Genomic DNA, 11,879 nt, shown 5'->3' with positions numbered 1-11,879 from the left:
GCCAGAAGGGCGTCCAGGTTTGTCTTCACACACTGACCAACGGGCGCCCTTCGCCATGGTCGCGACCAGCACAGACATCGGACTCATTCATCTAGGCGGCAGTGGGGGAATTCGGCGGCCTCCCGACCTTCATCAGACACTTGGCTCTTGCGCTGCTGGTCACAGCAGGTTCTTTGTCTGCTGGTGGTGCAGGCAGCGCGACCTGTTTGACCTGTGGAAACGACCGTTGTGGGGCTCGCAGTGGGCATCGTGGTCCGGGAATGGTCCGGATCTTGACCGGCTGACACGCCAGGCATCGGCGAGGTTGCCCGGGACCGCCGCGAATCGCAGCCGGCGGTCGGTGATCCCGTCCTTCGATTCGGCTACGGTGCACTCCGATTGTTGATCGCAATCCGGAGGCAGTCATGTCTGCAGGGTCGGACCGATGCGTCACCACGAGCGACGTCGAGCCGCTTCTGGACATGGCCACGCAGGGCCGGGACCACCGCCTGCGGACAGAGGCCCTCACTGCGGCCGCCCTGCTGCCCCTGGACGCTGCAGCCGTCGAGGACGTGGGTCAGCTTGTTCTCCTTCTGCTCGGATCGGAGCCCCATCGGACCGACGGCTTGATCGCGGCAGCCGGGGGCCTTCCCGTCCCGGAGGTCCGCTCCGTACTGGCCGGATGGGCCGCGGACGACACGTCACCGCACCAGGAGGCGGCAGAGCGGTCCTTGGCGCGGGCCGTTCCGTCGCAGGAGCCGGCGCGTGCGGATCCTCCGGTTCCGGTCGCCGCAGGCGTGGCGGAGCTGTCGGCTGCCGTGGCGGACACGCTGCTGGCGAGCACCGGTTTCCCGCCCGAGCTGTCTGCGCTGGCCACGCTTCCCCCAGCCGAGGCCCGGGGCCTGCTCACCCGGCTGGTTACCACACTGGTCGCAGCGGCGGAACAGGACGATGTCACACTGGCGAGGGCCGCGGAACGGCTGGGCCGGGTCGTCCAAGAGCTGCCCGGGGTGGCGCTGATCGCGCTGCCGGTGCTGCCTCCGCCGATCCCCGAACGGGCCAACTGGCTGGGTGCCTTGGTCACCCTCGTGTCACCAGGTGCCGTGCTCGCCGCCGTCTACCAGCGCCTCGACGCCGAGGATGCGAGTGGGCAGCTCAGTGCCCTGCGGCAACTGGTGAGCGTGGCACCGCACCTGGGCCGACCACCCTTGACCTGGCCGCCCCCGCTGGGGCGCGGCCCGTACGAGAACCTCACGTCCTTGCTGACGACACGGGACCGGGAACTGCGCGGGGGGCCGAACCGCGGCGGCGAGCCGGTCCCGCCGCCCCCATCACCTCTCGGCTGGCCGGCCCAGCCGCCTCCCGGACCTTCCGACGAGACCAGGGAGGCCTACGCCCGCCTGGACGCGCCCAGACGCGTTGCTCCGGCGGAGGTCTTTGAACTCCGGGTGGGGCTGGCTCCGACTCCGTCGCCCGAGGTGTTCCAGCCCGCCCCGCTCACCGTCCCCAGGGGGGTGTTCCTGCTGGGCGTGGAGATCCTGGCACCCGGGTTCGAGGTGATGGGCAGCGAGCCACTCAGCTTTGCGATGACGGCCGGCCCGGACGACCCGTACCCCTACCAGCTGCGGCGAATGCGGGCGATGGACGACGGCGCCTACGCGGGGGAGCGGGTCATCACCGCGGTGTTCTCTGTCGGCGGGCGGGTGATCGGAGTGGCCCATCGGACTGTACGGGTGGGGGAGGGCCCCGAGGACGTCCCTCCCGCGCAGGTCCCGGAAGAGCCGGCCGGCGTCACCTGGGCGCTGCCCGACGACGATCCGGGCACCCGGCCGGACCTGGAGATCGTCGTGGCTCCGGCGAACGACGCCGGCGGCACACAGCTGTGCTGGCTCTACCGCTCCCCGCATCCGGAAGTACGGCCGCCAGGGAGGCCCCCCGTCACCAGGCTGGGCGGTGAGGCGGAGTGGGCGCGCAATGTCATGCGTGGTGTTCAGGACCACAAGGAGGCCGTTGACCTCGGCACCCACCTCCACGGCATCGGCCTGGAAGTGAGAGAGGCGATGCCGGACGAGGTGTGGGCAGCCCTCCGGGCCGCCGCCCGGGTGACGAACCCGCCGACGGTGCTGATCGCCACCTGGGATCCGTACGTGCCCTGGGAGCTCGCAGTGGTGCCCCGGCCGTGGGGCGCCGGCATTCCCGGCTACCTGGGTGCGCAGGCCGTTGTGGGCCGGTGGACGTACGGGGACCAGCAGCGCACGGCGGCTCCTCCTGCACGGCTCACGGCCCGGGCGATGGCCGTGGTGAGCGGCGACTACCACAGCAACGAACTCCGGCACGCGACGGCCGAGGCGGAACACCTGGTCGCGGAGTACCGGGCGGAGGCCGTGGACGCACTGGTCGAGCCGGTACTGGGCAGTCTGAGGGCGGGGGCGGGCCACGACATCCTGCACTTCGCTGTGCACGGGAAGTTCGACGCCGCCGACTCGGAGGACGGCATCAACATGACCGACGGCAGATATCTGAGCCGGTACTCGGTGCGCGGGGTCGAGACCAGCCCCGTGCGTCTGGTCTTCCTCAACGCCTGCCAGCTGGGGCAGGGCCGGAGCGTGCTCGGCTCGAACGCAGGCATGGTGCCCGCCTTCCTCAGCCTCGGGGTCGGGGCGGTCGTCGCACCGCTGTGGAACGTCGACGACGAGGTCGCCAGGGAGTTCGCCGAGGGTTTCTACCGGGCCGCGCTCAAAGGCGGCGCCGCACCCGCAGAGTACGTACGGCAACAGCGCGCGGCCACCGGGGGCGCGGCAGGCGCGGGTCTTTCGACCCCCCTTGCCTACCTGTTCTTCGGTCATCCCCGGCTGACCATCGTGTGGGACCGGGAAGGAGCGCAAGGTGTCTGAGCTCGAACGGGACGGACGGATGGACCTTCCGTACGGTGTCGTCCTGCGGTCTTCGGACGTGAGCGGACGCGTGGGCGAGGTACGGAGGTGGGCTGGCGCCGGTGCTCCCGTACGGGCGGCCGAGCCGATGGCCTTCGCGGAGCAGCTGGCGACCGACAGGGTGCCTGCCGAAGCGGCAGGCTTGCTGGGGACCGCCATCCAAGAAGCCGGGATGCGCCCGGTTCTGACGCTGCCGCTCAGCGAACTCACCGTCCCGGCCCGCCCCGGCGGACACGACCGTGCAGACGCCGCCGCCCCCGGGGTAGTGCTCCAGGTGCCCGCACCGGGAGAGGACGAAGGGCAGGTCGTCCTGGAGGTCGACGCGACCGGAGTGGTGCGCTGGGTGGTGTCCGACACCGCGGTCGGCGGAGGCGGCACGGACCGGGCCGGGGCCGTCCAGACCTTCCGGGTTTCGATGGAACAGTTCGGCCTCCCGGGCGGGGCGCAGGACCGCGGACTGGTCGGGTTCGGCGTCCGAAAGGTCCTGCACGTCCTGCGCTTTCCCATCCAGAGGGTGGCAGGGCGGGTGGCGGAGTTCGCGGTGGGCCGATGGGAGAAGCGGTTCCGTCCGTACGGGTTGCGGCTGACCGGTCCCGGCAGCTTCCTCACCCCGACGGCCGGCGAGACGGTGACCGCGGACCGGCTGGCCGAGCTCGCCGACCGCCCGTTCCTTGTGTTCGTGCACGGCACCTTCAGCCGGTGCCACTCGGGGTTTCACGGCATCGCCGCGGACGGGCAGCTGTTGCGCGACCTCCACGAGAGGTACCGGGATCGGGTCCTCGTCTTCGACCACCCGACGGTCCATCTGGATCCGGCCGACAACGCCCGTTGGCTCCTCGAGCACCTACCTGCCGACCGGCCGCTGACCTTCGATTTCGTCACCCATTCGCGTGGGGGCCTGGTGGCCCGCCAGCTCGGCAGGGAAGCCCTCGCAAGGGACGTCCGCCGACCGGCTCCCTGCGTACGGACCCTCATCCACGTCGCAACCCCCAACGCGGGCACCGTCCTCGCCGACGAGCAGCGGCTGGGCCGTTTGCTCGATGTGTTCACCAATCTGCTCGGCCTGCTCCCGGACGAGATGGTGAGCAGCACGCTCGAGGTGGTCCTCGAGGTCGCCAAGCATTGCGCCACGGGAGCGCTGGGCGGACTGGAGGGGCTGGCTGCGATGGACCCCGCCTCGTCCGCGCTGGGCGAGCTGAACGAGGCCGCCGTGCCGGCGGCGGGGACGGTGCGCGCCATCACGTCCGACTTCGGGCCGGCCGACGGGGCCGGACTTGCCATCAGGGCGCTGAACCGGCTGGTCGACCATCTGTTCGGCACGGGCAATGACCTTGTGGTGCCAACCGAAGGCGTCCATCGTGCGGGCGCCTACGTCGTGAGCGATCCCCTCGTGATCCCCTCGGGGAGCGGTGTGGCGCACACCGACTTCTTCCGGGACGCGGACGTGCGCATGCGACTCGCCCAGTGGCTGCCGGGGAGCTGACGGGTCAGATTCCGATGGGCAGCATTTCGTAAGGCCGCAGTGAACTCATCAGCGCGGTCGCCGCGTATGGCAGGCCCTCGAGCCGGTCCCCGGCTGCCAGCCGTTGCAGGCCCCGGGCGACCTCGGCCGGTGTCCAGCCGATCCTGAGCTTCGTGACGAGCTCGATGTTCTGCCGGGAGTCGCCCGCCGGGGTGAGTCCCGTGGCGAGCACTACAGCGGTGCTGCCCAGCGTGGCGAGCTGGTGCGCGAAGTCGTTGCGGAGCAACAGTTGCCGGACCAGCTCACTGGGCCGGGCCGGCCGGGCGATGTCCAGGATGACCAGCGGTCCGGGACGTCCGGCCGACATCCTGGAGACGAAGCGGTCCAGGTCGGTCACGGTGATGGTGTCCGAGTCCTCGCTCACCCAGTCGGACTCCCTGGAGTAGGTGGACGCCCCGAAATCGATGTACGGGACGGTGCCCAGCCCTTCCATAGTGGCACTCACATGGATCAGGTCTGGTACTCGTACACCCGCCACGAGACGGTCGAGCTGAGCCCAGTTCGGGTCGTCCACGACTGTTACGTCCCAGCCCTCCCTGGTGTACGTGATCCCCAGGTCGGCCCCGCCCATCTGGTGCCCGCGCTGTGACTCCAGCTGCCGGGCGGCTCCGCGCCGCAGGACCAGGACGTGGGGACGGTGCCGGTGCTGCCACAGCTCCGCGCGCAGGCTTCCCCACGTGACCGGGTCGGCGACTCCGTCCGCTTCCAGCCCCAGGGAACGCTGCACGTGGAACAGCGCACGAGTGGTCTGCGGGCCCATCAGCCCGTCGACCGGGCCGGGTTCCGCCTCCAGCAGCTCCAGGGCCTCTTGGAGGACACCGGTGCGGACCGTCCCGGCCCGCCAGGTACGGGGCATCCGGTAGATGCAACGGACCCGGTCGTCCGTGGCCAGCATGCCGTGTGCGGTCACCGCGAGTTCCCAGGGGACCTGAGCGAGTTCGGGCGGGGCGACGGTCAGGCAGAGGTCCACCGGCTCCGTCCGGCCCGGGTCTAGGAGGGGTTCCATCGTGGATGCGTCGGGCACCAGGGGGTCGTCGGCGAGGATCACGTCGACGAGGGGGCCCAAAGACATCTGCTCTGTCCTCTCGCGCAGCGCCCGCGCGAGCAGCGTTGACGGGTGCAGGCGACCCAGCTCCCGGCCGCCGTTGTGGACGAGCACAGCCCCGTCCGGGGTGAGCGCGAAGCCGAGTTCGTCGGGGGCGGGGGCCTGCGGTGGAGGCACCTCGCGCTCGTCGCCGAGCTCGGCGAGGACGGCGCGGGCAGCGTGCACGTGTGTCTCAGCCTCGGTGCGCTCCCCCGTCTCGGCCAGTAGCCCGGACCACGTGTCGTGGGACAGCGCCTGCCAGCGATTCGCCGGTCCCGGTGAGAGCAGGGCGTCCGCCAGGTGGAGCCGCTCGGCAGTGCGCTCAACCGGGACGCGGCCCGCCCAGCGCCGGGCGACAGTGATGAGGTGGGCCGCCTGAAGCAGCGGATACTCGTCATAGCCTTGGAGACTGGGCGGCTCGGGTTCCTCCCGGCCGGCGGGCCCGGTCAGGTCCATGAATCGGATCAGCCACCACCAGGCGAAGCTGTCTTCGCGGGTGAGGACTTCGGTCGCGCGCGTGGCACAGGCGCGTGCGTCGGCGAGTCGGCCTGTGAGGCGGTAGGCGGTGGCGGCCCGTGCGGTCAGCCAGCCGGCGTCTGCCGGATCCTCCGCCGCGGGCGGGTCTCCGTCGGGCAGGACGAGCGCGAGCAGGTCCGGCCCGACATCGAGTGGCCCTGGGCAGTGCTCGAGCGCGCGCAGCATGGTGAGCCGGGCGGTGGCCGGCGTCACCCGGCGCATCGCACGGAGCAGGGCCTTGCCGAACCGCCCCGACGGGTCGTCCCGAAGGGCCAGCCCGTGCCCGGCCGCCTCGACGACGAGTAGGGGATCCGCACCGGATTCCTCCAGCCGTCTCAGGGCATCCCCGCAGACCCCCGTGGCTCCGACCGAATCCCCGTGCCGGGCCATGAGGTCCGCCTTCAGCAACCTGCACCGGCTTGCGATCGCGTTGCTCTCGTCGTGGTTCAGCCGCATCGCCTCGTCAAGGAACTGCGCCGCCTCCCAGTGATTGCCGACCACCTCGAGCTGGGCCCTGGCAGCGTGAAGCGCGCATGCGGCGCCGCTTTCGTAGTCCTGGAGGCGGGCATACCGCTCACGTGCCGTCACCAGGTCGCTCATGCCCCGCTCCACCTGCATGAGTTCGATGTCGGCCCGCCCGCGCAGGGCGAACACCGCGGCCTCCTGCTCCGGCGGCAGGCTGACGGGTGCGCTCAGGGCGCGTTCGCACAGAGCGCGGGCCCGGCGCGGCCGACCGAGTGCGAGCAGGGCCTTGACGCCCAGGGCCAGGGGCCGTGCCTCCGCATCGCCGGAGGACGTCTCGGCCAGCCGTGCGGCCGTGGCCGGCAGCCCCAGGTGCAAGGCCAGCTCGGCTTCCGTGAGGCGCAGCGCGACTCGCTCGGCGGCCGGACCGCTCTCGCCGGGAGCCGCGCGTACCCATCGCAGGGCATCGTCGTACGCCAGGCGGGTCGCCGCGTCCCGGGCCAGCAGGTGGGCCAGATGCGCCGAGCCCGGCTGGTCTCCCGTCATCTGCGCGAGGACCAAGGCCTGGTGGAGCACCGCCGACGCCTCGTCCGGCCGGTCGAGGGCACCGAGGGCCTCCGCGTACACCTCCAGTGCGAAGCCGTAATCCGCGGACATCTCGGGGGACTGCACGGTCGGCCCGAGAACCTTCCTGGCCCTCTCCGGCCGGCCACGGGCGAGGAGCAGGGCAGCGCGCGCGGCGTTCCAGCGCACGTGGGGAAGGTCCACGTCGGACTGCGCCGTGATCCGCTCCACAGTGCCCAGGCTGCGCTCGGCTCCGCTCCAGAGCTGGTGTCCCCCCGAGAGGCCCTCGCTGCGGGCTCGGTGGACGAGGGCCCACGCCAGTTCCACATGGGCCTCGGCCTGCAACCGCGGGTCGAGTGCGGGAACGCCCCCGGCGAGGTTCAGGGGGACCCCCTCCTCGTCGACGTACTCCGGTCCGAGGATTTCCCCCGCGATCTCAGCCACGTCCTCGAAGCGGCCGGCGCCCCGTGCCGTTGCCACGGCCTCGCGCCAGGCGGGCGCCGCCCGGCTGCCGTCGGCCTGGATGCGGTGGTAGATCGCTGCCCTGGTCCAGGTGGCCCATGCCGTTGGATGGAGCCGGGCCGACTCCTCGTAGTAGCGCGCGGCGTCCTCGTGCAGAAGCCGGTAGACGGGCTGCACGGAGAGCAGGCGGCGCATCGGCTCCGCCACGCACGGGTGGAAGACGAGGGTGTCCGGGTCGGTCGGGGCGGCGCTCACCCAGGACGAGACCTCCACCGAGTACTGCTTGAGGCTCTCCCAGAGCCGCGCGAACTCCGCCAGCCCCTCCGGGGGGTGCACCCCGGTCCGGAAGGCGTGTGCCGATCCGGAGGGCCCGGGATCGTCCTCGGGGCGGTCGTCCTTGCTTCCCCGCATCGCCGCGACCATGCGGGGGAGGACGACGCGTTCGGCGAAGTCCCGGCTCAATCGTCGCGCCAGCACCCCGTACCGGACCAGCCACCGCAGGGCGTCGTCCTCGATCCTGCCGATGATGCGGTCCATGCACCAGGCGAGCATGGGGTCGAGGCTCTCGACGCTCTCCACCGACATGTCCGGCGAGTAGTCCGCCACATCGGCGTAGAGCGCCAGCTGCCAGGGGACCCCCTGTGACCTGCGCACGATGATCTCCACCAGCTCCGGACGGCCGATGCCACGCTTCCCGGACAGGTAGTTCCTGGCCTCGTCCTCGGTGAACGGCGGGATCTCCAGCCAGCCCATGCACTTCTCCGGCAAGCGTTCGCCCAGCCGTCCCAGTTGCCTCTCGGCGCCCGTGAGGCGCCCGGAGAGGACCAGTCGCACCTGGTCCGATGCCGCGTACACGTCGGCGAGGACGTCGACCAGTTCGGCGGCGCCGCCCAGGGGCCGCAGCACCGCGACTTCGAAGGCATCCAGCACGATCAGCAGCGGAGTGCCGGAATGGTCCTCGCTCAGCACGCTGAGGAACCGGTCGCGGACGTCGCGGGCGTCGGACTTGGTCCCGGCGGTGTCGAGCGCGGCGGCGCCCGAGCGGGCCAGCGCCGGGGCATCCCTGAACAGGACCGAGCGGTACGCCCCGTGGCGGCGTAGCAGTTCCTGGAACGGGGCTCCCGGCATCTGCTCGTTGAGCTGGTGGGCCAGCTCCAGCACCAGCAGCCACGGATGCCTTACGACGTTCACGGCGTCGACGGCGTCGAGGTCCACCAGCGCGCACGGCAACCTGGCTGGTGCGGCGACGCAGCGGCGGGCGAGGAACCATTGGAGCATCAGCGACTTGCCCATGCCGCCGACGGCGTGCAACCGCAGCGCGCGGGTGGGCGTACCCGCCAGCAGCCCGTCGAGTCTGGACTCCAGTTCGGGTCGGGACAGGTAGCGGCCCGACCTGAGCAACGCGTCGTACCAGAGCATCCGTGACCGGAGGTACCGGTCACGGTCACTGCGCAGTTCGGCCAGACGCGGACCGAACATCCACGCCCAGGACTCGTTGAGGGCATCGAGCAGGTCCTGGCAGCCGGGGAAATCGAAGCGCTCGTCCCGCTCCCGGTACCACTGGTCGAAGCGGGCGGCTGCCCGGTCCGGATCGCAGACGACCAGGGCCTGCAGGGCCGCCTCGATCCGGCCCAGGCCCTCGCAGTACTCCGCGATGCGTGCCTCGGCGGAACGCAGTGCCCGGGGCACCGGGACGGAGTCGGGCACCGCCCCGCCGTCGAGCCACCAGGCCCGCCAGGCCGCTTCCCGGATTCCGCTCCCCACCTGGAGGGCGCCGTCGCCACCGGGCCGCGGCTCGACGCACGGCTGGAGAGCCAGCTCGGCGAGAGTCGGGCCGACGCCCTCGCGCAGCACCGCCTCGTACTGCGCCTCGTCGAATCCCTCGACCAGGGCGCACCGCATCAGCGTCCCCCGCAGGGGCTCGGGCATCAAGGACACTGTGACGTCGGCGAGGTTCTCGCCCGCTGCGAGGCGCTTCGCCGCCTCGTCCAGGGTGGTCATGACGTCACCTGCAGAAGCGTGTACGCCATCTGCTCCCACAGCATGAGCTCCTTGGGGCTGAAGGACTCATCGCCGTTCTGCTCCCGTCTGAGCGCCTCGTCCCGCATGCTCCGTGTGAAGATCGCCCAGGATTCGTCATCGGGCTGCTGCCCCCGGTAGACGTCCCGCCTGCGGGCGCAGTACTCGCGGACGAGAAGCTCCGCCTCGGTCCGGTCGAACGGCCTGACCTTCATGACCAGATCGACCAGCTGCAGCCCGAGCTCCGCGTCGAGCCCGCTGTCGACGGCCACGATACGGACGGGGTCGAAGTCCCCTTCAGCAGCAGGCTTCAACAGGCGTTCCACGACGTGGCCGTGTCTTTCGGCCTGGAGGACATGGTCCAGGACCAGCAGGAGCGGTTTCCCGGCGACCAGCGGATCCCGGGTGACCATCCGCAGGAAGGCCTTAAAGTCGATGAGGAGTCCGTTCTCGTAGGCGAGGACGTCGTGCGGACGATCGTCGAGGGGAGGCAGCGCCTCGTCGGGTGTGACACCCGTCGGGTTCCCCTCGCGCAGTGACCGGAAGAGGTCTTCCCTGCTCTGGAGCATGTTGCCGAACAGTTCGACGTCGCTCTTGACGTCTGCTCCGAGCCACGTGGGCACTGCGTCCTTGATGTGGCTGAGCAGCTTCCGCAGGTCGAGGTTCCCCCTGTTCGCCAGGTTCACGTAGATGACGGGAACACCGCACCACGAGCTCGTCAGGAGGCAGGAGCGGGTTAGCTCCGACTTCCCGACCTCCTTGCCGCCCGTGACGGCCAGGAGATCGGCTGTGCCCGTTTCGAGAGTCCTGTTCAGCCGGCGCATCATCCTGCTGTGCTCGTCCCCTCGCCCGACCAGCCAGCGGGGCCCCTCGAACTCCGGTCCTCGCCTCCTCGTCACCCTCGTGTGGTCGAGGGGTTCGGGCCACTTGAGCGCCACCGCCGGGTCGGCCTGAACAGTGAGCACGGGCATGGCCCAGTCGCGGGGATAGCTGTCTTCCACCCAGTGCAGGCGGTTGCGCGCGTGGGCCATGGCCTCGTCGAGCGCCCTGCCCGCGGCCAACTGCCCGTAGAACTCCTTGCTGAACCGCACCGCCGGGGCTGATGCGATGTTGCCCTGCATGGCCACCACGGCTTGCGTCTTGCGCGAGAACAATGCATCACCGAGTTCCCGGACCAGCGCCTGGGGATCCTCGTCCATCGTCCGGCACGCGTTGAGCACTGCGAGCCGCAGCGGTACGTCGAGCGCTCCCTCGATGAAACCGGCGCTGAGGTACCAAGGCTTGCCCGGTGCCATGATTTCCAGTGTCGGCTCCGCCTCGACCCGCCTGCCGTGCCCAATGAAGTGAAGGACGTGCGGGTCGAATTCCGTGAGGACATCGCGGGTCTTCTCCTTGCCGGGCGCCCGCAGCACGTGTACCTGCCAGCAGCAGGGGACGGTGCTCAGCCCGGTGTAGATGGCTTCGAGCTCTCTGTCCGAGTTCAGTGTCTGGTCGTAAGGGTCGCCCACGACGACGAGGAGCCGCACCGGTCCGGTCAGCGGCTCAGTCTCCAGGGCGAAGGGGATGTGCGCCCGGACACAGGGGTGCGTCTCGTCATCGAAGAGATAGCGTTCCTGGGGCGCGGGGGTGCAGAGCAGTTCCCACGGCAACGGGCGAAGGGCGCTCGGCGCGAAGTCCAGCACGACGCGCGATCCTCGGAGGTCGATCTCGGCCTGCCAGACCTCACGGAGAGGGGAGGGCAGGAGAGCGCCGAAGAGGCCCCGCCCGGTCGACCGCAAGTCCGCGGCATGGGTGGCGTCGTCCAGCAGACCGGTGTGTGGCGCAAGCGCGTCGTTCGGTATCAGCTCAGTGGCACGTGGATGGTTGAACCATTCAGGATCCTGGCCGTCGTCGACGCACAAGTCCTCGGGAAAACCCTTTGCCTCGAGGTCTCCGACATGGATGAGGATCGTCGACATATCAGCCCCGCGCTCTGACTCAGCGCCTGCGTGATCGCCCTATCCCCATCGTCGACCCGGCAGGGGCGGATGTCCATCCGGCGGGCTATGAGAACGGCGAGGCGTCAAGGCCACGAGGCGCCGACGCGCCGGCCGCGATCGGCACCCCCGGTGCCACTGCTGGTGATGCCAGCTTGCAGAATGCTGACATAGCGCCTTCGCCGCCCTGACCGATCACGCGCTCGACATCGCCTCGCCGTCGTTGTGCCCTTCGCTCGACGCCTTGGTCCGTGACTGGTCCGGGAGTGGCCTCCGAAATGCCCTAGAGGTCACTCAAGGTCGCTGTCTGACTACTTGTGCGCCCGGGGGTGGGTGGGAGTGGATGGGACAACACCCGTTCC

Annotated in this window: 4 protein-coding genes; 2 read left to right on the top strand and 2 right to left on the bottom strand. The window is 70.5% G+C overall.

What is annotated here, in order from left to right; all coding sequences use genetic code 11:
- The first annotated feature begins 404 nt into the window (after positions 1-404).
- Both ACZ597_RS28930 and ACZ597_RS28925 read left to right on the top strand, forming a co-directional pair.
- Positions 405-2,873, top strand: a complete 2,469-nt coding sequence (locus tag ACZ597_RS28930) for a CHAT domain-containing protein (RefSeq protein WP_471335997.1) — start codon at positions 405-407, stop codon at positions 2,871-2,873.
- Positions 2,866-4,395: an esterase/lipase family protein gene (locus ACZ597_RS28925; RefSeq protein ID WP_471335994.1), complete on the top strand. Its 1,530-nt coding sequence runs from the start codon at positions 2,866-2,868 to the stop codon at positions 4,393-4,395. Before ACZ597_RS28930 ends, ACZ597_RS28925 begins: the two co-directional genes overlap by 8 nt.
- 4 nt (positions 4,396-4,399) lie before the next feature.
- On the opposite strand, the gene ACZ597_RS28920 is transcribed toward ACZ597_RS28925, so the two are convergent.
- Both ACZ597_RS28920 and ACZ597_RS28915 read right to left on the bottom strand, forming a co-directional pair.
- A complete protein-coding gene (locus ACZ597_RS28920; protein ID WP_471335991.1) occupies positions 4,400-9,523 on the bottom strand; it encodes a peptidoglycan-binding protein in 5,124 nt (1,707 codons plus the stop codon).
- Entirely contained in the window at positions 9,520-11,499 is a 1,980-nt protein-coding gene (locus ACZ597_RS28915; RefSeq protein WP_471335988.1) for a CHAT domain-containing protein, read from the bottom strand. Before ACZ597_RS28915 ends, ACZ597_RS28920 begins: the two co-directional genes overlap by 4 nt.
- Positions 11,500-11,879: the final 380 nt, after the last annotated feature.

The sequence above is a fragment of the Streptomyces sp. NPDC040718 genome (genome assembly GCF_055593565.1).
The sequence above is the reverse complement of the archived record's forward strand: the minus strand, read 5'-3'. Positions and strand labels throughout refer to the sequence as shown.